Here is a 22727-nt window from a genome sequence, read left to right as displayed (position 1 = left end):
GCACGTGAAGATCGTCGTGGACCGCGCCCGCTGCACCGGGCTGGGCATCTGCGAGTCGTTCGCACCCGAGGTGTTCGAGGTGGACGACAACGGTGACCTGGTCCTGTCGTCGGAGACCGTGCCCGACGGGCTGGAGTCCGAAGTGGAGCAAGCCGTCACGGGCTGCCCGACCGAAGCCCTGAGGCTCGAGAAGTGACCCGTCTCGTCGTCGTCGGTGCCTCCCTGGCCGGGCTGCGGGCCGTGGAGGGCGCCCGCAAGGCCGGGTTCACCGGGTTAGTGACGCTCGTCGGCGCCGAGGAACACCTGCCCTACGACCGGCCGCCGCTGTCGAAGGCGTTCCTCGACGGGCCGGTCGCCGCGCCGGTGTTCCGCGAGGAGCAGGTGCTGCGCGACGAGCTCGGCGTCGAGCTCGTGCTCGGCACCCGGGCGCACGCGCTGGACCCGGCCGAGCGCGCGGTGCACGCGGGGGATCGCGAGATCCCGTACGACGGCCTCGTGATCGCCACCGGCGCGACCGCCCGGACGCTGCCCGGCACGAGCCACCTGGCCGGCGTGCACACGCTGCGCACCCTCGACGACGCGCTCGCCGTGCGCGCGGCCCTCGACGCCGGTGCCCGCACGGTGGTGATCGGCGCCGGGTTCATCGGCTCGGAAGTCGCGTCGGCAGCACGCAAACGCGGCCTGCCGGTGACCGTGGTGGAGGCCGCCCCGACGCCGCTCATGCGCGCGATCGGCGCCATGGGCGAACCCTGCTCGGCGCTGCACCGCGCGAACGGCACCGACCTGCGTTGCGGCGTCGCCGTGACCGGGGTCGAAGGCCACGACCGCGTCGAACGCGTGCGGCTGGCCGACGGGACCACGCTGGACGCGGACCTGGTCGTGGTCGGCGCCGGCGCGGTCCCGGCCACCGACTGGCTCGCGGGCAGCGGGCTCACGCTGGAGGACGGCGTGGTGTGCGACGCGACGCTCGCGACGGGGCTGCCCGGCGTGTACGCGGCGGGGGACGTCGCCCGGTGGGTCAACCCGGTGTTCGGCCGGGCCATGCGCCTGGAGCACTGGAGCAGCGCCGCGGAGCAGGGGGCCGCGGCGGGCGTCGGTGCGGCGGTGGCGGGGGCGGCCGAGCCGTACGAGACCGTGCCCTACTTCTGGTCCGACTGGTACGACACCCGCATCCAGTTCGCGGGCGTGCCCGACGCCGACGAGATCCGGGTGGTGCTCGGCGATCCGGACGAGGGCCGGTTTGTCGCGCTGTACCGCTCCGGCGATCGCCTCACCGGCGTGCTCGCGGTGAACAAGCAGCGGGAGATCATGAAGTTCCGGGCCCTCATCGCACGCCGCACCGACTGGTCCGGCGCGCTCGACTTCGCCGCCCGGCGGCGGGAACCCGTGTCCGAAGGAGTGCGCTGATGCACGAACACGAAGCCCTGTACATCGACGGCGCGTGGGTGCGCCCGGCCGGCGGCGCCACGCTCGCCGTGGTCTCGCCGGACACCGAGGAACGCATCGGCACCGTGCCGCTCGCGGGGGAGTCCGAAGTGGACGCCGCGGTCGCCGCCGCCGGTCGCGCGCTGCGGTCCGCGGAGTGGGGCGGGCTCACACCGGAAGCCCGGTCCGGGCTGCTGATGGCGTTCGCCGACGAGCTGGGCAAGAACGTGGCCCAGCGCGCCGAGCTCACCACGATCCAGAACGGCATGCCGATCACCATCGCCACCGCCGCCGAGGGGGCCGGCCCGGTCGGGATCCTGCAGTACTACGCCGCGCTCGGCGCCGCGCCCGCCGAGGAGCGCCGGCCGCGGCTGGACGGGCAGGGCGTCACCGTGGTGCGCAAGGAGCCGGTCGGCGTGGTCGCGCTCGTGGTGCCCTGGAACTTCCCGCAGGTGCTCACGATGTTCAAGCTCGCGCCGGCCCTGGCGGCGGGCTGCACCGTGGTGCTCAAGCCGTCGCCCGAGACCACGTTGGACGCGCTGGAGCTCGCGGCCACCGCCGAACGCGCCGGGCTGCCCGCGGGCGTGCTCAACGTGATCTCCGGCGGCGCCGACATCGGTGAGTACCTCGTGACCCACCCGGGTGTGCAGAAGGTCGCGTTCACCGGGTCCACGCCCGTGGGCCGCAAGATCGGCGAGGCCTGCGGCCGCCTGCTGCGGCCCGTCACGCTGGAGCTGGGCGGGAAGTCGGCGGCGATCGTGCTCGACGACGCCGACCTGGCCACCACCGTGCAGGGCCTGGCCACGGCCAGCCTGCTCAACAACGGCCAGACCTGCTACCTCTCCACGCGCATCCTCGCCCCGCGCTCGCGCCACGACGAGGTCGTCGCCGCGCTGTCCGGGCTGGCGTCCGCGCTGACCGTCGGCGACCCGCTCGATCCCGGCACGCACATCGGCCCGCTGGTCAGCGACAAGCAGCGGCGCAAGGTCGAGGAGTACGTGGCCGTGGGCCGCGAGTCCGGCGCCACGCTGGCGGCCGGCGGCGGGCGCCCCGACCGCGACCGTGGCTGGTACGTGCAGCCGACCGTGTTCGGCGGCGTCGACAACGGCAGCCGGATCGCGCGGGAGGAGATCTTCGGCCCGGTGCTCACGGTGATCCCGTACGGCGACGTCGACGACGCGGTCTCCATCGCCAACGACTCCGACTACGGGCTCGGCGGCACCATCTGGACCTCCGACGTGGAGAAGGGCCTCGACGTGGCGCGCCGCGTGGAGACCGGCAGCGTCGGCGTCAACTTCTACGACCTCGACCTGGGCGCGCCGTTCGGCGGCGTGAAGGCCAGCGGCGTCGGCCGCGAGCTCGGCCCCGAGGGCCTGGCCGCCTACCAGCAGCTCAAGTCCGTCTACTTGGGACAGGAGATCCCCGCATGACCGCGATCGTGACCCCGCAGCAGCGCGAGTACGACGAGATCGACCTTTCGTCGCGGGCCTTCTGGTCGACCCGCGCCGCCGACCGCGAGCGCAGTTTCGCCGCGCTGCGCCTGCAGCGCCCGGTGTCGTGGCACCGGCCGGTCGAGGACGCGCTGATGGAGGACCCCGAGGACCCCGGCTACTGGGCCGTGGTCCGCCACGCCGACATCGTCGAGGTCAGCCGCCGCAACGACGTGTTCGTGTCCGGCCAGGGCGTGATGTTCGAGAACATCCCCGAGGAGATGCTCGAGGCGTCGCAGTCGTTCCTGGCGATGGACCCGCCGCGGCACACGAAGATCCGCAAGCTCGTCAGCGCCGCGTTCACCCCGAAGCAGGTGCGCCGCATCGAGGAGCAGATCAAGGCCAACGCCCGTGACATCGTGCGCGAGCTGGCCGAGGCGGGCAGCGGTGCCGACTTCGTGCGCCAGTGCTCCGGGCAGCTGCCGATCCGCACGCTCTCGGACATGGTCGGCATCCCCGAGTCCCACCGCGAGAGCGTGGCCCACGCCGCCGACGCGTCGGTGTCCTGGGCCGACCCGGTCTACCTCGACGGGCGCGACCCGATCGACATGATCTTCGAGGCCCAGATGACGCTGCACGGTGTGGCGTTCGAGATGGCCGAGCACCGCCGCGCTCACCCGGCCGAGGACCTGATGACCAACCTCGTACAGGCCGAAGTGGACGGTGAGCGCCTCACCGACGAGGAGATCGCGGCGTTCTTCGTGCTGCTCTCGGTGGCGGGCAACGACACCACCCGCCAGACCACCAGCCACACGCTGCGCGCGCTCACCGACTTCCCGGAGCAGCGCGAGTGGCTGATGGCCGACTTCGACGGCCGCATCGGCAGCGCGCTCGACGAGTTCGTCCGCTGGGCCTCCCCGGTGATGACGTTCCGCCGCACGGCCGTCGCGGACTTCGAGCTGGGCGGGCAGCAGGTCAGCACCGGCGAGAAGGTGGTGATGTTCTACGCGTCCGGCAACTTCGACCCCGAGGTGTTCGACGAGCCCGGCCGCTTCGACCTGAGCCGCAGCCCCAACCCGCACGTGAGCTTCGGCGGGGGCGGCGCGCACTTCTGCCTCGGCAACCAGGTCGCCAAGGCCCAGCTGCGCGCCCTGTTCGGCGAGCTGCTGCGCACGCTGCCGACCATCACCGCCGGCGAGCCGGACTACCTGGCCGGCAACTTCGTGCACGCCGTGCGCGCCATGCCCTGCTTCTTCTGAGACCACGTTCCCGAACAGACCGGAGGCCAGCCATGCCCGCGTTCAGCAAGCCCGAAGAGATCTACCAGTACATCGGCGGCATCTTCGAAACCGCGTTCGCCGACGCCGACCTCGCCGCCAAACTCGCCGGCACCGGCCTGGTGCTGAAGATGGTGTGCACCAACCCCGAGTCCGCGCTGCTGATCGACACGCAGAACCGCCGCGTGACCGGCGACGCGTTCGACGCGCCGGCCGACGCGACCATGACGATGGACAGCGAGGTCGCCAACGGCTACTGGCAGGGCAAGGTGAACCTCACGTTCGCCATGGCCCGCGGCAAGGTCAAAGTGGACGGTCCGGTGTCGAAGCTGATCAAGCTCGCTCCGCTGTCGAAGAAGCTCTTCCCCGTGTACGTCGAAAAGCTGCGCGCCGACGGGCGCGAGGACCTGATCGTCGGCTGAGCCGGGAAGGGCGAGCACAACGGTGGGTGCGGAAGTCGTCGTCGAGGGCCTGACGAAGTCGTTCGGGCGCCAGACGATCTGGCGGGACGTGACCCTCACCCTGCCCCCGGGTGAGGTGTCCGTCCTGCTGGGTCCCTCGGGCACCGGGAAGTCGGTGTTCCTCAAGTCGCTGATCGGGCTGCTCAAGCCCGACCGCGGCCGTTGCGTGGTCGACGGCGTCGACGTGGTCACGTGCTCGGAGCACCGGCTGTATGAGGTGCGCAAGCTGTTCGGGGTGCTGTTCCAGGACGGCGCGCTGTTCGGCTCCATGACCTTGTTCGACAACATCGCGTTCCCGCTGCGCGAGCACACCCGCAAGTCGGAGACGGAGATCCGGCGGATCGTGCACGAGAAGCTGGAGCTCACGGGGCTGGCCGGCGCCGACCGCAAGCTGCCCGGCGAGATCTCCGGCGGCATGCGCAAACGCGCCGGGCTGGCCCGCGCGCTCGTGCTCGACCCGGAGATCGTGCTCGTCGACGAGCCCGACTCCGGCCTCGACCCGGTGCGCACCACCTACATCTCGCAGCTGTTCCTCGACGTCAACGCCCAGAGCGACGCGACGTCCCTCATCGTCACGCACAACATCAACCTCGCCCGGACCGTCCCCGACAACCTCGGCATGCTCTTCCGCCGTGAGCTCGTGATGTTCGGGCCGCGCGAGGTCCTGCTGACCAGTGAGGAGCCGGTGGTGCGGCAGTTCCTCAACGGCCGGATGGACGGCCCGATCGGCATGAGCGAGGAGAAGGACTCGGCGACGATGGCCGCCGAACGCGCGAAGTTCGCCGCCGGGCACCACGCCGGCGGGGTGGAAGAGGTCGTGGGCATCCCGCCGCAGATGCAGCCCGCGCCGGGGCTGCCGGCGCGCCCGGGTGAAGCACGGCGCAAGGACCGAGTGCTGCGGCTCCTGCCGACGCTGCCCGAAGCGGCGCAGGACGGGATCCTCGCGTCGCTCACGCCGGAGGAACGCCGGCGCTACGGCGTCGAGCACGCGGGCCGGCACCGCGTCGAGGAGGTCTCGTGAGCACCGCGTGGACGTTTCCCGGCTCGCGCGCGTTCGGCCACACCGGCCGGATGTTCGCCCTCGGTCTGGACGTGCTGCGGCTCGTGCCGCGCCGGCCGTTCCAGACGCGCGAGTTCGTGGGCCAGTTCTGGTTCGTGGCGAGCGTGTCGATCCTGCCGAGCGCGCTGGTGGCGATCCCGTTCGGGGCGGTGATCGCGTTGCAGCTCGGCTCGCTGACCAAACAGCTGGGCGCGCAGTCGTTCACCGGCGCCGCGGGCGTGCTGGCCACCGTGCAGCAGGCCGCGCCGATCGTGACCGCGTTGATCATCGCCGGCGCCGGAGGAAGCGCTGTCTGCGCGGATCTGGGCGCACGCACCATCCGCGAGGAGATCGACGCGATGAAGGTGCTGGGCGTCTCGCCGATCCAGCGCCTGGTCGTGCCGCGCGTGCTGGCCATGGTGGGCGTCGCCGTGCTGCTCAACGGCCTGGTCAGCATCGTCGGCGTGGCCGGTGGGTACGTCTTCAACGTCTTCCTCCAGGACGGCACGTGTTGAAGTACGCGGACACGAACCCGGTGAGCGCAGCCAGGCCGACCTCGTCGCCGACCTGCGCTCGCTCGGGCCGACGCTGGAGCAGCTGACCAAGACCGGGCAGGACATCCCGCGCAGCCTCGACTACCTGCTGACCTTCCCGTTCAACACCAAGTCGCTGGACTCGATCCGCGGCGACTACACGAACTTCACCGCGAAACTCGACCTGGACCTCGACTCGGTGCTGCCGAACATCCTGGGCGCGCCGCGGCTGCCGGTCTCGGTGCTGGGCTCGCGGTCGCTGCCGCCGGGTTCGCCGGTGCTGCCGCTGCCGGGCACGGCCGTCCCGTCGGGTCCGTCCACTCCGCCTGCTTCGGCGCCGGGTCTCGGCGGCGTGCTCGGCGCGATCCTGGGAGGGCTGTAGATGCTGACGCGGGGCACCCGGTTCAAGATCCTCGTGTTCGTCGTGCTGTCGCTGGTGACCGTCGGCTACGTCGGCGTCCGGTATGCCGGGCTGGGCCAGTTCTTCGGCGGCCAGGGCGCCACCGTGCACCTGGAGCTGGCCGACTCCGGCGGCATCTACCCCGACGCCGACGTCACCTATCGAGGGGTGACTGTCGGCAAGGTCGGCGCCGTCCGCCTCGGCGCGCAGGGCGGCACGGAGGCCGACCTCGTCCTCGACCCCGACGCGCCGCCCGTGCCCGCCGACGTCGAGGCCGTGGTGGCGAACCGCTCCGCGGTCGGCGAGCAGTACGTGGACCTGCTGCCGCGCACCGGCTCCGGCCCGTTCCTGGGCGACGGCTCGGTCATCGCCTCGCGCGACACCCAGACGCCGGTGCCGACCGAGCAGCTGCTCGACCACGTGGAGGCACTCGCGGGCAGCGTGCCGACCGACCAGCTGCGCACGGTCGTCGACGAGCTCGACAACGCGCTGTCCGGCTCCGCCGCGCCCGACCTGCGGCAGCTGCTGGACTCGACGGACACCTTCACCGCGGCGGCGCTCGACCACGTCGACGAGACTTCGCAGCTCCTGTCCAGCGCACGCGTCGTACTCGACACCCAGAACACGCAATCGGCGCAGATCAAGGACTTCTCCGCCAACCTCCGCGTGCTGGCCACCCAGCTCAAGTCCTCCGACGGCGACCTCCGGCACCTCATCGCGGCCGCCCCGCAGGCGGCCCAGCAGATCAACGCCGTGCTCACCGAGACCGGCCCGCAGCTCAGCGTGCTGCTCGCCAACCTGCTCACCACGGCCGACGTCATCGCCCCCCGCCGCGACGGCATCGAGGACATCCTCGTCTCCTACCCCCAGCTCATGACCCTCGCCAACACCGTCGTCCCCGGCGACGGCACCGCGCACCTGGGCCTGGTGCTCAACTTTTTCGACCCGTACGTCTGCACCCGCGGCTACGAGAACACGGTTCGCCGGCCCGCCGACCAGGTCTCCCAGGCACCTGCGAACACCACGGCGTACTGCGCTCTGCCGCCGGGGAGCCCGAGTTCCGTGCGGGGCTCGCAGAACGCGCCTTACGGCGGGAAACCGCTCGCGGTGCCGCCTCCGGCGGTCGGGTCTTCCGGTGGGTCTCCGGTGGGTGGTGCGCCGTTGCCGGGCCTGTTGGGGGTTCCGGCGCTTTCCGGGCCTACGTCGTTGGCCGGGCTGCTCGGCCTTTCCGGTGCGAAGTGAGGACTGCCATGCGACTCGTTTCGGCTTCCACCCCGGTCCGGCTCGCTCGGCTTGTCTCGCACGAAGTGAGGATTCCCGTGCGTCCTACCTCGGCTTCCTCCCTGGCCCGGCTTGCTCGGCTTGTCTCGCGCGAGGTGAGGACTTCTTTTGTGCCCTGTCTCGGCTACGGCCTCGGGGCTATTCCGGCCCGACCTGCTCGTCGTCGCTACCTCGGCCGGCTTGTTCGGCGCGAAGTGTGGATTTCCATGCGCCGTGTCTCGACTTCCGCTCCTGGTCCATCTCTGCCCGGGACTCCGGCCACGACTTCGGCCGGCTCGGTCGGCTCGGCTCGCGCGAAATGAGGGTTCCCATGCGCTTCTCCGGAAAACGACTGGCCGCGGCGGCCGTGGTGATCGCCGCCTTGGCCGCGGCCGGCACCGGCTGGTGGTGGGCCTCGGCGGCTCACAGCGACCCGGTCTCCGTCGCCGCCGACCGTGAGGCGGCTGAGGCCGCGGGCGAAACCGCCGTCGCCACCCTGACGACCGCGAACTACACCACCGCGGACGCCGACCTGCGCAAGTGGGAGACGGTCACCACCGGCCCCCTGCTCGACCAGATCCGTGCCGGCCACGCCCAGGGCGTCACGGCGCTGCAGACAGCCAAGAGCACCACCACCGCCCGCGTCCTCGACGCCGCGCTGTCCCAGCTCGACGCGCAGGCCGGCACCGCGCAGCTCATGGCCGTCGTGGAAGTCACCGCGCGCCAGGGCGCCACCCCGGCGGCGGTCAAGCGCAACCGTTTCCAGGCGACCGTCACGCGGACCCCGGAGGGCTGGAAGCTCTCCGCCGTGCAGCCGGTCACCGTCAGCCTCTGAGCCCCTTCCGAACGGATTCCCGCCATGGCCCTCACCCGCCACCGCCCGCCGTCCCCCCGCCCGCGCCGCACCGCGGTCGCCGGCAAACCCCGCGCCGCGCAGCCTTCGGCGGCTTCGGCCGTCGACGTGATCGAGCCGGCTGCGGAGTCGGGCCTCGCCGCCGAGACTGAAGCTGCCGGGCCGGACTCGGGGATGGAGTCGAAGGGCGGTGGTGTGGTCGCGCCGGGCTCCGGGATCGAGTCGAAGGGCCGTGGTGCGGTCGCGCCGGGCTCCGGGATCGAATCGAAGGATCGTGGTGCGGTCGCGCCGGGCTCCGGGATCGAATCGAAGGGTCGTGCTGCGAGCACACCGGACTCCGACGCCGCCCCGAGCAGTCGCCCTGCCGCCACGTCGGACTCAGACCCTGAGCCGCCCGCCGATGATGCCTCGCCCGCCGCTTCAGCCGAACCGGCAACCGCGCCGCCGGGCAACCGTCTCCGCAGCCGGGTGACCGTCGGCCTGTCGGCGCTGACCGTCGTCCTCCTCGCCGCCGCCGGCTGGTTCGCCTGGCAAGCCCACCAGTCCACGACCTCCGGCCCGGCCGCCAATACCGCCTTCTCCGACAGCGCCGCCACCTCCGCCGTCACCGGCCAGCTCAGCGCCGCCTTCGAGGCCGTCTTCTCCCTCGACTACCAGGACGTCGCCAAAACCCAACGGGCCGCCGACCAGTACCTCACCGGCAACGCCGTCACCCAGTACCGGCAGTTGCTCTCGGCCGTCCAGCAACAGGCCGTCCCCAACCACCTCACCCTCACCAGCCGCGTCCGCACCATCGGCATCAAGGACATCACCGGCACGACCGCCCACGTCCTCGTCTTCGCCGACCAGACGACCTCCCGCGCCGCCACCCCCGACACCTCCAGCGGCGGCGCCCAGGTCCGCCTCACCGCCACAGAAGACAACGGCCGCTGGCGCATCAGCGACATCGCGGTCCTGTAAACGAAACGCGGCCGCTCAGCGCGCCGCGACGACCCGTTCGACGAGGGTGCCAGGTAACGAGGTTGATCGGCCGACGCCGCCGTTTCGGTCAGCTCGCTCGAACTGCTCGGTCCTTTCGTCTGAGGCCCCATCTGTCTCAGGCGAAACAAAACCGGGCTGCCTGAAACCCAGACAGCCCGGTTCGAACAAACCTTCAGCTCACCAACCGCGCGAACGCCACTCCGCCAGTTTCGGCCGCTCCACGCCGAGCGTCGAGTCATCCCCGTGCCCCGGATAGAACCACGTCTCATCCGGCAGTTCGTCGAAGATCCGCGCCGAGACGTCGTCCAGAAGCGACGCGAAGTCCTCCGGCGACGAAGTCTTCCCGACCCCGCCCGGGAACAGTGAGTCGCCCGTGAAGAGGTGGGGGTGGCCGGCCGGGTCGCGGTACAGGAGGGCGATGGAGCCCGGCGTGTGGCCGCGCAGGTGGATCACCTCGAGGGTGACCTGGCCGACCTTCAGGGTGTCGCCGTGTTCGACCAGGAAGTCGGGGGGAACGGGCAGTGGCGGGGCGTCGAGGGGGTGCGCGGCGGTGTTGGAACCGTTGGCGCCCGCCACGGCGCCCAGGGCCTGCCAGTGGTCCTGGTGCTGGTGGGTGGTCACGACGGTGCGCAGCGCGGGCCGGTCGGGGCCGTGGCCGATGAGGTCGGAGATGCGCTCGGGGTCGTTGGCGGCGTCGATCAGCAGCGCTTCGTTCTCGGCGCGGCAGACGAGCAGGTACGCGTTGTTGTCCATCGGCCCCACGGAGAGCTTGGTGATGGTCAGCGCGTCCAGCGTCCGGCGGGCGGCGTCGCCGCCCGGTTCGACGTGCCCGGTGTAGGTGTCGGCGATGTTCACGTCCACACGGTAGCCGGGTCGACGCGGTCTGTCCCACCCCCGAGCACCTACGCCCGGCGCGGTTCGTGGCGGAGGTGAGCGTTCTGCGCTGCCTCGCGGCGGTGGCGCACCGATCGAGTGATGATGTGGCTCGTCTGGGTGTTGATGGTCGTACTCACCGTGGTTCGGTTGTCGACCTTCGACCCGCGCCGCACGCCGATCCCTGTCGTGAACGTCTCCTTCGGCCGGCGTCCTGACGCCTCGAGCTGCTCTTCGCGGCCTGTATTGTGGTACCGGACCTGCACGTCTTCCCGTTCCACCGGGCGATGCCCCAGGACCCCGCGCGGGGTCGCCCCGGCGCTCACCCGGCTCGCCGGGATCTCGTATGGTCTCTACCTGGTGCGCCGGGAACCGGGTTACGTCCTGGCGCGCGCCCTGCCGGACATCGGTGTCCCCGGCCGGCCGCGGCTCCGCGGTGCCGGTCGCCGGCCGGGCGCTCACCGCGTGGGTGGAACGGCCGTCGCCGGACCGCCCGGCGGGCGGGCAAAACCGCCCAGGAACCCGCAAAAGCCCAGGTCGAAGAGCCAGAGCCCGGTTTCTGTCGGTGGTCGGTCCTAGCATGGACGCGGCCGCCCGTGCAGGACTTCCACCGGGCCGGCCTCCGAGCCGAGATTTGAATTGAAGGGACGTGGGCGTGGCTGATCGCCTCGTTGTTCGCGGGGCCCGCGAGCACAACCTCCGCGGTGTCGACCTCGATCTGCCCCGCGACAGCCTGATCGTGTTCACGGGCCTGTCCGGGTCGGGCAAGTCGAGCCTCGCTTTCGACACCATCTTCGCCGAGGGGCAGCGCCGTTACGTCGAGTCGCTCTCGGCGTACGCGCGGCAGTTCCTCGGGCAGATGGACAAGCCCGACGTCGACTTCATCGAGGGCCTCTCGCCCGCGGTGTCGATCGACCAGAAGTCCACCTCGCGCAACCCGCGCTCCACGGTGGGCACGATCACCGAGGTCTACGACTACCTGCGGCTGCTCTACGCCCGCGCGGGCAAGGCGCACTGCCCCAAGTGCGGTGAGCTGATCAGCAAGCAGACGCCGCAGCAGATCGTGGACCAGGTGCTCGACATGGACGAGGGCACGCGCTTCCAGGTGCTCGCGCCGGTCGTGCGCGGGCGCAAGGGCGAGTACCTCGACCTGTTCCAGAACCTGCAGCAGCAGGGCTACGCGCGCGTGGTCGTCGACGGGAAGGTGCACCCGCTCACCGACCCGCCGAAGCTGAAGAAGCAGGAGAAACACCAGATCGGCGTGGTCATCGACCGCCTGAGCGTGAAGACGAGCTCGCGCCAGCGGCTCACCGACTCGGTCGAGACGGCGCTGCGGCTGGCCGACGGGCTGGTCGAGCTGGAGTTCGTCGACCTGCCCGAGAACGACCCGAACCGAGTGCGCGGGTTCTCCGAGAACCTGGCCTGCCCCAACGGGCACCCGCTCGCGATCGAGGACCTCGAGCCGCGGTCGTTCTCGTTCAACTCGCCCTACGGTGCGTGCCCCGTGTGCACGGGCATCGGCATCCGCAAGGAGGTCGACCCGGAGCTGGTGGTGCCGGACGACGAGCTGTCGCTGGGCGAGGGCGCCATCGCGCCGTGGGCCGGCGGGCAGAGCGCCGACTACTTCATCCGCCTGCTGGAGTCGCTGTCGGAGGCCATCGGCTTCCGCATGGACACGCCGTGGCGCCAGCTGCCGGCGAAGGTCCAGAAGGCGGTGCTGCACGGCGTCGACGAGCAGGTCCACGTGCGCTACCGGAACCGCTACGGCCGGCAGCGCTCGTACTACGCCAACTTCGAGGGCGTGATCCCGTTCCTCGAGCGGCGCCAGGAGCAGACCGAGTCCGAGTACATGCGCGAGCGGTACGAGGGCTACATGCGCGAGGTGCCGTGCCCCACCTGCCAGGGCACGCGGCTCAAGCCGGAGATCCTAGCGGTCACCCTGGAGCACGAGACGCAGGGTGAGCGCTCGATCGCCGAGGTCTGCGCCCTGTCGATCGACGAGGCGTCGAAGTTCCTCGACGAGCTGGTGCTCGGGCAGCGCGAGGCGATGATCGCCGGCGCGGTGCTCAAGGAGATCCAGGCGCGCCTGCGCTTCCTGCTCGACGTCGGCCTCACCTACCTCTCGCTCGACCGCGCGTCGGGCACCCTGTCGGGCGGCGAGGCGCAGCGCATCCGGCTGGCCACGCAGATCGGCTCGGGCCTGGTGGGGGTGCTGTACGTGCTCGACGAGCCGTCGATCGGCCTGCACCAGCGCGACAACCATCGCCTGATCGAGACCCTCACGCGCCTGCGCGACCTCGGCAACACGCTGATCGTGGTGGAGCACGACGAGGACACGATCCGCGCGAGCGACTGGGTCGTCGACATCGGCCCGGGCGCGGGCGAGCACGGTGGGCACATCGTCCACAGTGGACCGTACAAGAAGATGCTGAAGAGCAAGGAGTCGCTCACCGGCGCCTACCTGTCGGGCCGCCGCTCGATCGAGGTGCCGGCGATCCGGCGCCCGGTCGACAAGAAGCGGCAGCTCACGGTCGTGGGCGCGCGCGAGCACAACCTGCGCGGCATCGACGTGTCGTTCCCGCTCGGCTGCCTCGTGTCCGTAACCGGTGTCTCCGGTTCGGGCAAGTCCACGCTCGTCAACGACATCCTCGCCCAGGTGCTCGCCAACAAGCTCAACGGCGCGCGCCAGGTCCCGGGCCGCCACACCCGGGTCAACGGGCTGAACACGGTCGACAAGCTGGTGCGCGTGGACCAGTCGCCGATCGGCCGCACCCCGCGGTCCAACCCGGCGACCTACACCGGCGTGTGGGACCACGTGCGCAAGCTGTTCGCGGCCACCACCGAGGCCAAGGTGCGCGGCTACCAGCAGGGCCGGTTCTCGTTCAACGTCAAGGGCGGCCGCTGCGAGGCGTGCGCCGGCGACGGCACGATCAAGATCGAGATGAACTTCCTGCCCGACGTCTACGTGCCCTGCGAGGTCTGCAAGGGCGCCCGCTACAACCGCGAGACGCTCGAGGTGCACTACAAGGGCAAGACGGTGTCCGACGTGCTGGACATGCCGATCGAGGAGGCGGCCGAGTTCTTCGAGCCGATCAAGGCGATCCACCGGCACCTGCAGACGCTCGTCGACGTCGGCCTCGGCTACGTGCGTCTCGGCCAGCCCGCGCCGACCCTCTCGGGTGGCGAGGCGCAGCGCGTGAAGCTCGCGAGCGAGCTGCAGAAGCGCTCCACGGGCAAGACGGTCTACATCCTCGACGAGCCGACCACGGGCCTGCACTTCGAGGACATCAGCAAGCTGATCGGCGTGATCAACGGGCTGGTGGACAAGGGCAACACGGTGATCGTGATCGAGCACAACCTCGACGTGATCAAGACGTCCGACTGGATCATCGACATGGGCCCGGAGGGCGGTTCCGGCGGCGGCATGGTCGTCGCGGAAGGTACGCCCGAGCACATCGCGTCGGTGCCGGAGAGCTACACGGGCGAGTTCCTCGGCCAGGTCCTCAACCCGGCCTGACCCGTCCCGGTGCGGTGGCCCGAACGCGGGTCACCGCACCGGCGGGAGTCAGTCCCTGCCGGTCGTGCGGTCGACCACCGGCGAGAGCGGCCCGTAGTAAAGCGCGCGCACGCGGAAGGCGGAGCCCTGCTCGTCGGGCAGGAGCGACAGCGCGCAGGTTGTGGTGTCCGGGTCGGTGATCTCGACCGGGACGAAGCCCGCCGCGCCCGGCTTGCGGATCTCCACCAGGAACCCGGCCTCGTCACTCGAACGATCCGCCCAAGTGAAATGCACCGACGCGTCCTCGGCCGGGACCACGGTCACGTCGGCCGGAGCAGCCGCGTCCCCCGGCGTCCGCACCGGCACGGCCGCGGCCGGGGGAGCAGCGCGCACGGGCGCACCCGGCTGCACCACCGCCGACACGGGACCGTAGAAGTCCCGCACGCGGTAGAAGAACGGCGTCTCCGGGATCAGGTCCGGGTGCCGGTAGGTGGTCTGCGAGCGCGGGAAGTACTGCAGCGCCGTCCACGGGCCGCCGGCGGAGTTCGCGTATTCGAGCAGGTGCCCGGCCGCGCCGGGGTCGCCCGCGGGCCAGCGCAGGTCGATGTCCGTCGGGGTCGTGAGCGTCGCCGTGAGGCCCGGCCCAGGTGGCGCCGGAGTCGCGGCCGGGGCCGAGGAGCAGCCGGCGGTGACCAGGACAGCCAGCGCCGCGAGCGCGAGACGGGTTTTCACGGGCACGGCGAGGCCTCCGGGACGTCCAGGCGGCGGCGGTGCCGCGTCAGCTTAGGAACCCGCGCCGGTGATCGACAAGCCGCGTCCCGATCACCGGCACAACCCATCCGTCCCGCCTCCGGCGGCGAATTCCCCGGCGAACTTTCTGAATTCGCGGTGAACCGCATCGCGCCGGCATCCGTGTGAGGGGTGTCGGGGACTCTCACCCCGGCATCGAGCACACGTCGAGCACACCGAAAGGGGGCGATCTCCCGGTGGACATGGCGGCGGTGCTGGGCGTGCGGCGACGACCGGCGTTCACGCCGTGGTTTGCAGTACTGTCCTCGCCTACCCAGAACACCGTCGGGAGGTCGAGGGTGGCGATCGGACGCGGGCGGCCGAAACGGGCCGCCGCCGAGCGGCTCGTGGAGCAGCTCTACGCGGAACACGGCCGGAGCCTGCTGGCTTACGCGACCAGGCTCACGGGCGACCGCGCGGCCGCCGAGGACGTGGTCCAGGAAACGCTGGTGCGGGCTTGGAAGCACGCCGACGACCTGAGCGGCGACCGCGAGGGGTCCGTGCGCGGCTGGCTGCTCACCGTGGTGCGCAACCTCGTCACGGACCGGGCGCGGGCCCGCGCTTCGCGGCCGCCGGAGGTGGCCGAAGGCCCGGAGACGCTCGCGGCGCCGGTGGAACGCGACCACGCCCAGGGGGTGGTCGACTCGATGACGGTGCTGGGAGCCCTCGAAGGGTTGTCGCAAGACCATCGCGACGTGCTCGTGGAGATCTACTATCGAGGGAGATCGGTGGCGGAGGCAGCCGAGATGCTGGGGGTCGCTCCCGGCACCGTGAAATCCCGGTCCTACTACGCGCTGCGCGCCCTGCGCGCGGCGATGGTGAGCGGCGGAACGGAGGCAGTGAGATGAGCGCGGTCGAGCAGGAGCACACTCAGCTCGGCGCCTACGTCCTCGGCGCGCTGGACCCGGCCGAGGCGGTCGAGTTCGAACGCCACCTGGCCACGTGCGCGCAGTGCCGCTTCGAGCTCAAGGACTTCGGCGCCCTGCGGGAGGCGCTCGACGAGGTGCCGCCCGAGGCGTTCCTCGACGGCCCGCCCGAGGGCGGCGACCTGTTGCTGCAGCGCACGCTGCGCCGGATCCGGGCCGAGGAGGAGCAGGCCGCTCCCGCCGAATCCGCCGCGGCCCCGAGCCGCGGCTCCTCCCGCCGGGGGCTCGCGATCGCGGCCGCGGCGGTCGTCGCCGCGGTGGCGCTCGGCGGCGGGGTCTTCATCGGCCGCCAGACGGCGCCCGAACCCGCCCAGCAGGTGGCCGTGCCCGGCACCCGCGACGTGGCCGCCACCAACGCGGCGACGGGCGCGAGCCTCACCGCGTCGGTGATCCCCGCGGCCGGCTGGGTCAAGGTCCACGTGGCCGTGAAGGGCATCCCCGCGGGCGAGAAGTGCAAGCTCGTGGTCACGGACAAGACCGGCGCGAAGTGGGACGCCGGCAGCTGGCTCGTGTCGGAGAAGTGGAGCACGCAGGGCTTCGGCCTCGACGGTTCGGCCCTGGTCGCGCCGGCCGACGTCGCCTCGGTCGGCATCGTCACCCTCGACGGCCGGGACCTGGTCTCGGCGCGGGTGTAAGGCGGTGGCGGGGGCGGAGTACCGGTTTTCCAGCACCTGGTGGCTCCCGGTCGCCCCGGCCCGCCGGGTCTTCGACGCCGTCGTGGACCTCGAGGCTTATCCGCGGTGGTGGCCCGACGTGCGCTCGGTCCGCCGCCTCGACGACGACACGGCCGAGGTCGTCTGCCGCTCGCGCCTGCCGTACCGGCTGGTGATCGCCATGCACCGCGAGGAAGAGGACCCCGACGCGGGCCACGTCCGCGTCGGGCTGAGCGGTGACCTCGAAGGCTTCCTCGCCGGCGCGCTGCACCCCGTCGGTGCGGGCACGCGGCTGGAGATCACGCAGCACGTGCGGGCCCGCAAACCGTTGCTGCGCAAGCTGGACACGGTGGCCCGGCCGTTCTTCCGCGCCAACCACGCGTGGATGATGAGCCGGGGCCACCGCGGCCTGGCCGCCTACCTGGCCTGACCCGCCACGCACAGCTCCGGCTTCGCGACCGGGCGCGGGCGGCGCACCAGCACGAGCGCCGCCGCCACCGCGGCGAGGAGCACGAAGCCCGCACTCAGCCCGTACGCGAGCCGGTAGCCCGAAGCGAGTGCGGCGCGAGCCCCCTCCGACGCCAGTCCCGCCGTGCGCGCCGCGGCGGCCGTCGCGAGCACCGCGGTGCCGATCGCCGCGCCGACCTGCTGCGTGGTGGTGATCAGGCCCGACGCCACGCCGGCGTCGGCCGGGTCCGTCCCGGACATCGCCAGCCCCATCACGGCCGGGATCGCCGCGCCCGCACCGGAACCCATGAGCACCAGCGCCGGGAACACGTGCAGGAAGTAGCTGCCGTCCGTGGGCACGGTGGTGAGCAGCGCGAACGCGATCGCGACCACCACGAGCCCGCCCAGGAGCACCGCGCCCGGCGTGAAGCGCGCGCTGAGCTTCGCCGAGATCCCCAGGGAGAACACCGCGATCATCACCGGCGCCGGCAGGAACGCGAGCCCGGTCGCGAGCGCGTCGAGCCCGAGCACTTTCTGCAGGTACAGCGCGGTCACGAACTGGAAGCCCATCATGCCGGCGACCATGAGCACCATCGTGACGTTGGCGCCGCTGACCGCGCGCACGCGGAACAGCCGCAGCGGCAGCAACGGAGTCCGGGCCCGGGCCTGGCGCACGACGAACGCGACGAGCAGCAAAACCGCGCCCGCCAAGGGAAGTGCGGCCCCGGTCTCGACGATCCCGTACACGAGCAGCATGACGCCGCCCGTCACGAGCACCGCGCCCAGCGCGTCGATCCCCGTGCGCAACCCGCGGCCGCGGTCCGCGTCCACGACCAGCGGAGCGAGCACCAGCGTGGCGGCGCCGATCGGCAGGTTCACGTAGAAGGTCCAGTGCCAGTCGAGTGCCTGCGTGAGCGCGCCGCCCGCGATGAGCCCGATCGACGCGCCCGAGGCCTGCGTGAAGCTGAAGACGCCGATCGCCCGCGCCTGCGCACGGGGTTCGGGGTACATCGTCACGATCATGCCCAGCACCACGGCCGACGCGAGCGCGCCGCCGGCACCCTGCACGAACCGGGCGGTCACCAGCACCGCCGCGTCGGTCGAGAGCCCGGCCACGAGCGAGGACGCGGTGAAGACCACGAGCCCGGCGAGGAACACCCGCCGCCGGCCCAGCAGGTCGCCGAGGCGGCCGGAGAGCAGGAGCAGCCCGCCGAACGCGACGAGGTAGGCGTTGACGACCCAGGCCAGGCCCGCGGACGTGAAGCCCAGCTCGGCCTGGATCGAGGGCAGCGCCACGGCGACGATGCTCCCGTCGAGCACCACCATGAGCGAGGCCGCGCACAGCACCACGAGTGCGACGGCCCGCCGACGGACTTCCGGCATTTCGGTCCCTCCAGAACGATCACCGAAGAGAATCCCCAGGTCGCGCCCAGGGCATCTCTTGTTACTGCGACCATCTTGTGTGACCATCGAAGGGCGCGGAAGGAGGCACTTTCATGTCCCAGGGGAACACCACCGAGCAGGTCAGCGCGATCGACCCGGAGAAACTCGAGGCGTGCACGCTGCTCGAGGTGCTCAACCGGATCAGTGGCAAGTGGGCGATCGGCATCCTGCTGGAGGCGTCGCAGGGCCCGGTGCGGTTCACGGAGCTGGAGCGTTCGGTGGCGGGCATCAGCCGCCGGATGCTCACGCTGACCCTGCGCAACCTCGAACGCGACGGGCTGCTGGAGCGCACCGTCTACCCGACTGTGCCACCGCGTGTGGAGTACGAGGCGACGCCGATGGCGCGGGAGCTCTACGGCACCTTGTCGGGGCTCGTGGACTGGGCGCAGCGCCACCGCGAGGCGATCGCCGTGGCGCGCGAGGTCTACGACGCGCAGTAGAAACGCGTGTGCCGTGGTCGTGAGCACGGGGGACGCTCACGACCACGGCATACGGGGGTGTTCGCACCCCGGCGGGGGAGTGTGGGCCGGAAGGAGCCCTGGGGTGCGAACGGCTTCAGTTGCCCGCGGAGGCACCCACGGGTTCGCCCCGGTCGCTGGGCGGCTCGGTGGTGACCGGTGCGGGCGCTTCGTCGAGCAGCGTGGCTTCGTCGAACGGCGCGGACCCCGCGAAGACCTGGCGGGACTTGTCGCGGTCGAACTCCTTCATCCACGATCCGATGAGGACGGTCGCCACGGCGTTGCCGGCGAAGTTCGTCAGCGCGCGGGCCTCGGACATGAACCGGTCGATGCCGAGGATGAACCCGACGCCGTCGACCAGCTCGGGCCGGTGCGACTGCAGCCCGCTCGCCAGGGTCGCGATGCCGGCGCCGCTGACGCCCGCCGCGCCCTTCGAGGCCAGGATCATGAACAGCAGCAACCCGATCTGCTCGCCCAGGGCCAGCGGCTCGTCCTGCGCCGAGGCGATGAACAGCGTCGCCATGGTCAGGTAGATCGCCGTGCCGTCGAGGTTGAACGAGTAGCCGGTGGGCACCGTTATGCCGACGACCGGTTTGCTCACGCCGAGGTGCTCCATCTTCGCGATCAGCCGCGGCAGCGCCGATTCCGACGACGACGTGGACAGGATCAGCAGGAACTCGCGGCCCAGGTACCTGAGCAGCTGGAAGATGTTGACCCGCGCGCCCACCCACAGCACCGCGCCGAGGACGCCGAAGACGAAGATCAGGCAGGTCACGTAGAAGCCGAGCATGATCACCAGCAGGCTGCGCAGCGCGCCCCAGCCGGTGGCGCCGACCACGGCGGCGATCGCGCCGAACGCGCCGACCGGTGCCGCCCACATGATCATCGACAGGATGCGGAACACCAGGCGCTGCACGTGCTCGATGCCGCGCAGGATCGGCTCGCCGCGCCGGCCGAGCTTCTGCAGCGCGAACCCGGTCAGCAGGGCGATGAGCAGCGCCTGCAGGGTCTGGCCCTCGGTGAACGCCGAGACGAACGAGGTCGGGATGATCCCGAGCACGAAGTCGACGCCGCCCTCGGCGCCCTTGGCCTGGTCGTGGACCTTGGTGACGTCGGCCGGGTTGAGGTGCAGACCACTGCCCGGGTGCAGGATGTTGCCGACGATGAGGCCGATCGCGAGCGCGAACGTCGACATCACGACGAAGTAGACCAGCGCGGTGATGCCGACCTTGCCGACCTTCGCCGCCTTCGCGACCGAGCCGATGCCCAGCACGATGGTGCAGAAGATGATCGGCGCGATCATCATCTTGATCAGGTTGACGAAACCGGTGCCCAGCGGTGCGAGCTCCTTGCCGACCGACGGCCAGATCAGGCCGACCGCGGCGCCGAGCACCACGGCGATGATCACGGCCAGATAAAGGCAACGCGTGCGGTCGCGCCGGGGCGCGGCCGCTTCGGGGGTCGGTGTCGGCACCGTTGCCTCCAGTCGGGGAAGGGGTGGAACGCCGGTCACTATGCGGGGAGGATATGACCAGCGTCACCGTTGTGTTCATTGAGTTCGCACGAGAGGTCCAGTCCGGTTCGGACAGTGGTACGCGAGGGCCGTTGCACCACCCGGGTGTTGCCGTCCGCCCGTATGTGCTGGTATGGGCACGTGCCTGCGCCCACCCGGACCCGGACGAGCCGCTGGAGCCTCGCCCGCCAGCTGCTGGTGCTCCAGCTGGCGGTGCTGCTCGTGCTCGTGGGTGGCGGGATCACCATCGCGTACCTCGACGCCGGCCGCACGACGACCGACCGGGCGCGCGACCAGTCGCTGGCGGTCGCCCACGCGATCGCCGACTCGCCGGGAGTGGTGCGGGCGGTGTCCACACCGGACCCGACGGCAGTGCTGCAGCCCTACGCGGTGCGGGTGCAGGCCGACGCCGACGTCGACTTCGTCACGATCATGACGCCGCAGGGGATCCGCTACACGCACCCGAATCCGGCGCTGATCGGCCAGCCGTTCCTCGGCCACATCGCCGCCGCCCAGGAGGGCGGCGTGGTCACCGAGACCTACACCGGTTCGCTCGGGCCTTCCGTCCGCGCCGTGGTGCCGGTGTTCGACGCGAACCACCGCGTCGTCGCGCTGGTGGCGGTGGGCATCACGATCGCCGCGATCTCCGCCGAGCTGCGCGACCGGGTATGGCCGCTCGCCGGTGTCGCGGCCGCGGTGCTGCTGGTCGGCGCGTGCGGCGGCTGGCTCGTGAGCGCCCGGCTCAAACGCCAGACGCGCGGGATCGCGCCCGGTGAGCTCAGCAACCTGTTCGAGTACCACGAAGCCGTGCTGCACTCCGTGCGCGAAGGCGTGCTGCTGGTCGGGCGCGACGGCCGCGTCGGCCTGTGCAACGACGGCGCGCGCACGCTCCTGGGCCTCACCGCGGATCCCGTGGGGCGGCCGCTGGTCGAGCTGGGGCTGCCGCCGGAGCTGGTGGCCGCGTTCGTGTCCGCCGAGACGCGCACCGAGGAGCTGCACCTCACCGATACGCGCGTGCTGGTGGTCAGTACCACCGTCGTGCGCTCCGGCGGGCGCGCGCAGGGCACCGTGGTGATCCTGCGCGACCACACGGAACTGCAGACGCTCACGGGTGAGCTCACCACCGCCCGCAGCCTGTCGGAGGCGCTGCGGTCGCAGGCGCACGAGGCCGCGAACCGGCTGCACACCGTCGTTTCCCTCGTGGAGCTCGGCCGGCCCGAAGACGCGGTGGAGTTCGCGACGGCCGAGCTCGCGCTGGCCCAGGAGCTCACCGACCGCGTGATGAGCGCGGTGTCCGAGCCCGTGCTCGCGGCCCTGCTGCTCGGCAAGGCCGCGGAGGCCAGCGAACGCGGCGTCGAGTTCACGATCACGCCCGACACGGTGATCGAGGACCTCGGCGGCGGGATCGCCGGCCGGGACCTCGTGACGATCCTGGGCAACCTCGTCGACAACGGCATCGACGCCGCCGCGCGCGGGGCGGCCGGCCGGCCGGCTGTGGTCGTCACCGCGCGGACCGACGAGGACGGGCTGCTGCTGCGGGTCGCCGACAACGGCCCGGGCGTACCGGAGGAAGCTGTGGAGGACATGTTCCGCCGCGGCTGGTCCACGAAAGCGGCCGAGGGCCACGGGCTCGGGCTCGCGCTGGTGGCCCAGGCCGTCCGGCGCTACGGCGGCCGCGTCGACGTCGGGCAAGAGGGTGGCGCGGTGTTCACGGTCCGGTTGCCGAGGCAGGAGGCGCTGCGGTGATCCGCGTGCTGGTGGTGGAGGACGAGCCCGTGGCCGCCGAGGCCCACCGGCTCTACGTGGAGCGCGTGGGCGGCTTCAGCGTCGCCGGCGTGGTCCACTCCGGCGGCGACGCGCTGCGCTTCTGCGAGCGCGAACCCGTCGACCTCGTGCTGCTCGACTTCTACCTGCCCGACACCCACGGCCTCGCCGTGTGCCGCTCCCTGCGCGCGGCCGGCCTGCCCATCGACGTGATCGCCGTGACCTCGGCGCGCGACCTCGCGCTGGTGAAGGCGGCGGTCTCGGTGGGCGTGGTGCAGTACCTGCTGAAACCGTTCACTTTCGCTTCGCTGCGGGAAAAGCTCGAGCGCTACGCCGAGTTCCACCGGGCTTCGGGCGAGGTCACCGGCCAGGCCGAGATCGACCGCGCGCTCGCGACGCTGCGCACGAGCGAGCAGCAGGCCCTGCCGAAGGGCATGAGCGCCGAGACGCTCGAAGCGATCACCGCCGCCCTGGCCGCCGCCTCCGAAGGGCTCTCCGCCGCCGGCGCGGCGAGCGCGATCGGCGCGTCGCGCGTCACGGCCCGCCGCTACCTGGAGTACCTGGCGGACAACGGCTTGGCCCACCGCGAACCCCGCTACGGCCAGGTGGGGCGCCCCGAGGTCTGGTACCGCCACGGCCCCGCCTGACGACCAGTACCTGGTCGCGCCGGGTGCGGGGGCGAATCGCCCGGCCTCACCCGGACGGT

21 protein-coding genes and 1 pseudogene are annotated in these 22727 nt (G+C 71.6%); 18 read left to right on the top strand and 4 right to left on the bottom strand.

The features are described from left to right. Window positions 1-4 precede the first annotated feature (4 nt). From ACQPXB_RS29950 to ACQPXB_RS29900, 11 genes and pseudogenes are all read left to right on the top strand, one after another. Window positions 5-196, top strand: coding sequence for a ferredoxin (locus ACQPXB_RS29950; RefSeq protein WP_220241991.1), 192 nt, complete (start codon window positions 5-7; stop codon window positions 194-196). Further along, on the top strand, window positions 193-1407 hold the full coding sequence (locus ACQPXB_RS29945; protein ID WP_432845244.1) for an NAD(P)/FAD-dependent oxidoreductase: 1215 nt from the start codon (window positions 193-195) through the stop codon (window positions 1405-1407). The genes ACQPXB_RS29950 and ACQPXB_RS29945 overlap by 4 nt, the downstream gene beginning before the upstream one ends. Beyond that, on the top strand, window positions 1407-2855 hold the full coding sequence (locus tag ACQPXB_RS29940; protein ID WP_432845243.1) for an aldehyde dehydrogenase: 1449 nt from the start codon (window positions 1407-1409) through the stop codon (window positions 2853-2855). The genes ACQPXB_RS29945 and ACQPXB_RS29940 overlap by 1 nt, the downstream gene beginning before the upstream one ends. After that, complete coding sequence (locus ACQPXB_RS29935; protein ID WP_386949544.1) at window positions 2852-4114, top strand: cytochrome P450; 1263 nt, start codon at window positions 2852-2854, stop codon at window positions 4112-4114. Before ACQPXB_RS29940 ends, ACQPXB_RS29935 begins: the two co-directional genes overlap by 4 nt. A gap of 32 nt (window positions 4115-4146) precedes the next feature. Beyond that, window positions 4147-4554, top strand: coding sequence for an SCP2 sterol-binding domain-containing protein (locus tag ACQPXB_RS29930; protein WP_360606121.1), 408 nt, complete (start codon window positions 4147-4149; stop codon window positions 4552-4554). 22 nt (window positions 4555-4576) lie between these two features. Next, window positions 4577-5614, top strand: coding sequence for an ABC transporter ATP-binding protein (locus ACQPXB_RS29925; RefSeq protein WP_432845242.1), 1038 nt, complete (start codon window positions 4577-4579; stop codon window positions 5612-5614). Window positions 5615-5664: 50 nt separating this feature from the next. After that, window positions 5665-6141 (top strand): annotated as a pseudogene (locus ACQPXB_RS29920) (MlaE family ABC transporter permease); the annotation flags it as partial. Then, complete coding sequence (locus ACQPXB_RS29915; protein ID WP_432845241.1) at window positions 6104-6547, top strand: hypothetical protein; 444 nt, start codon at window positions 6104-6106, stop codon at window positions 6545-6547. The pseudogene ACQPXB_RS29920 and the gene ACQPXB_RS29915, both read left to right, overlap by 38 nt. Continuing rightward, window positions 6548-7807, top strand: coding sequence for an MCE family protein (locus tag ACQPXB_RS29910; RefSeq protein WP_432845240.1), 1260 nt, complete (start codon window positions 6548-6550; stop codon window positions 7805-7807). 349 nt (window positions 7808-8156) lie between these two features. Next, a complete protein-coding gene (locus tag ACQPXB_RS29905) occupies window positions 8157-8660 on the top strand; it encodes a hypothetical protein (RefSeq protein ID WP_432845239.1) in 504 nt (167 codons plus the stop codon). A gap of 24 nt (window positions 8661-8684) precedes the next feature. Then, window positions 8685-9638, top strand: coding sequence for a hypothetical protein (locus tag ACQPXB_RS29900; protein WP_432845238.1), 954 nt, complete (start codon window positions 8685-8687; stop codon window positions 9636-9638). Between the two features lie 198 nt (window positions 9639-9836). On the opposite strand, the gene ACQPXB_RS29895 is transcribed toward ACQPXB_RS29900, so the two are convergent. Next, window positions 9837-10514: an MBL fold metallo-hydrolase gene (locus ACQPXB_RS29895; RefSeq protein WP_366581596.1), complete on the bottom strand. Its 678-nt coding sequence runs from the start codon at window positions 10512-10514 to the stop codon at window positions 9837-9839. Between the two features lie 673 nt (window positions 10515-11187). On the opposite strand from ACQPXB_RS29895, the gene uvrA reads away from it, so the two are divergent. Then, window positions 11188-14049: an excinuclease ABC subunit UvrA gene (gene uvrA / locus ACQPXB_RS29890; protein WP_366581598.1), complete on the top strand. Its 2862-nt coding sequence runs from the start codon at window positions 11188-11190 to the stop codon at window positions 14047-14049. Between the two features lie 48 nt (window positions 14050-14097). Here uvrA and ACQPXB_RS29885 read toward each other — a convergent pair whose 3' ends face one another. Then, complete coding sequence (locus ACQPXB_RS29885) at window positions 14098-14766, bottom strand: fibronectin type III domain-containing protein (RefSeq protein ID WP_366581600.1); 669 nt, start codon at window positions 14764-14766, stop codon at window positions 14098-14100. 350 nt (window positions 14767-15116) lie between these two features. Here ACQPXB_RS29885 and ACQPXB_RS29880 point away from each other — a divergent pair, with 350 nt between their 5' ends. The 3 genes from ACQPXB_RS29880 to ACQPXB_RS29870 are packed head-to-tail and all read left to right on the top strand — an operon-like array spanning window position 15117 to window position 16826. Further along, window positions 15117-15665 carry a sigma-70 family RNA polymerase sigma factor gene (locus ACQPXB_RS29880; protein ID WP_366581602.1) on the top strand — a complete coding sequence of 183 codons (549 nt, stop codon included), beginning with the start codon at window positions 15117-15119 and terminating at the stop codon, window positions 15663-15665. Further along, a complete protein-coding gene (locus ACQPXB_RS29875; protein ID WP_366581604.1) occupies window positions 15662-16378 on the top strand; it encodes an anti-sigma factor family protein in 717 nt (238 codons plus the stop codon). Before ACQPXB_RS29880 ends, ACQPXB_RS29875 begins: the two co-directional genes overlap by 4 nt. A gap of 4 nt (window positions 16379-16382) precedes the next feature. Next, window positions 16383-16826: an SRPBCC family protein gene (locus tag ACQPXB_RS29870; RefSeq protein ID WP_366581607.1), complete on the top strand. Its 444-nt coding sequence runs from the start codon at window positions 16383-16385 to the stop codon at window positions 16824-16826. Here ACQPXB_RS29870 and ACQPXB_RS29865 read toward each other — a convergent pair. Next, window positions 16814-18226, bottom strand: coding sequence for an MFS transporter (locus ACQPXB_RS29865; RefSeq protein WP_432845237.1), 1413 nt, complete (start codon window positions 18224-18226; stop codon window positions 16814-16816). The two genes, ACQPXB_RS29870 and ACQPXB_RS29865, sit on opposite strands and share 13 nt — an antisense overlap. Window positions 18227-18339: 113 nt before the next feature. On the opposite strand from ACQPXB_RS29865, the gene ACQPXB_RS29860 reads away from it, so the two are divergent. Further along, on the top strand, window positions 18340-18726 hold the full coding sequence (locus tag ACQPXB_RS29860; RefSeq protein ID WP_432845236.1) for a winged helix-turn-helix transcriptional regulator: 387 nt from the start codon (window positions 18340-18342) through the stop codon (window positions 18724-18726). A 115-nt stretch (window positions 18727-18841) separates the two neighbouring features. Here ACQPXB_RS29860 and ACQPXB_RS29855 read toward each other — a convergent pair whose 3' ends face one another. Beyond that, entirely contained in the window at window positions 18842-20218 is a 1377-nt protein-coding gene (locus tag ACQPXB_RS29855; RefSeq protein WP_432845235.1) for a cation:dicarboxylate symporter family transporter, read from the bottom strand. 162 nt (window positions 20219-20380) lie between these two features. On the opposite strand from ACQPXB_RS29855, the gene ACQPXB_RS29850 reads away from it, so the two are divergent. Together ACQPXB_RS29850 and ACQPXB_RS29845 are read left to right on the top strand one after the other, a co-directional pair. Continuing rightward, window positions 20381-22003, top strand: coding sequence for a sensor histidine kinase (locus ACQPXB_RS29850; protein ID WP_366581614.1), 1623 nt, complete (start codon window positions 20381-20383; stop codon window positions 22001-22003). After that, window positions 22000-22668, top strand: coding sequence for a response regulator (locus ACQPXB_RS29845; protein ID WP_366581616.1), 669 nt, complete (start codon window positions 22000-22002; stop codon window positions 22666-22668). Before ACQPXB_RS29850 ends, ACQPXB_RS29845 begins: the two co-directional genes overlap by 4 nt. The last annotated feature ends 59 nt before the right edge of the window (window positions 22669-22727 follow it).

It is taken from the genome of Amycolatopsis sp. CA-161197 (assembly GCF_050942255.1).
Classification (GTDB): Bacteria; Actinomycetota; Actinomycetes; order Mycobacteriales; family Pseudonocardiaceae; genus Amycolatopsis.
This window is presented reverse-complemented; position numbering and strand designations above follow the sequence as displayed.

Coding starts and splice junctions, on each gene's coding strand:
- ACQPXB_RS29875 (WP_366581604.1), top strand. CDS start 15,662: ATGAGCGCGGTCGAGCAGGAGCACACTCAGCTCGGCGCCTACGTCCTC.
- ACQPXB_RS29935 (WP_386949544.1), top strand. CDS start 2,852: ATGACCGCGATCGTGACCCCGCAGCAGCGCGAGTACGACGAGATCGAC.
- ACQPXB_RS29930 (WP_360606121.1), top strand. CDS start 4,147: ATGCCCGCGTTCAGCAAGCCCGAAGAGATCTACCAGTACATCGGCGGC.
- ACQPXB_RS29850 (WP_366581614.1), top strand. CDS start 20,381: ATGTGCTGGTATGGGCACGTGCCTGCGCCCACCCGGACCCGGACGAGC.
- ACQPXB_RS29940 (WP_432845243.1), top strand. CDS start 1,407: ATGCACGAACACGAAGCCCTGTACATCGACGGCGCGTGGGTGCGCCCG.
- ACQPXB_RS29905 (WP_432845239.1), top strand. CDS start 8,157: ATGCGCTTCTCCGGAAAACGACTGGCCGCGGCGGCCGTGGTGATCGCC.
- ACQPXB_RS29910 (WP_432845240.1), top strand. CDS start 6,548: ATGCTGACGCGGGGCACCCGGTTCAAGATCCTCGTGTTCGTCGTGCTG.
- ACQPXB_RS29860 (WP_432845236.1), top strand. CDS start 18,340: ATGTCCCAGGGGAACACCACCGAGCAGGTCAGCGCGATCGACCCGGAG.
- ACQPXB_RS29865 (WP_432845237.1), bottom strand. CDS start 18,226: ATGCCGGAAGTCCGTCGGCGGGCCGTCGCACTCGTGGTGCTGTGCGCG.
- ACQPXB_RS29900 (WP_432845238.1), top strand. CDS start 8,685: ATGGCCCTCACCCGCCACCGCCCGCCGTCCCCCCGCCCGCGCCGCACC.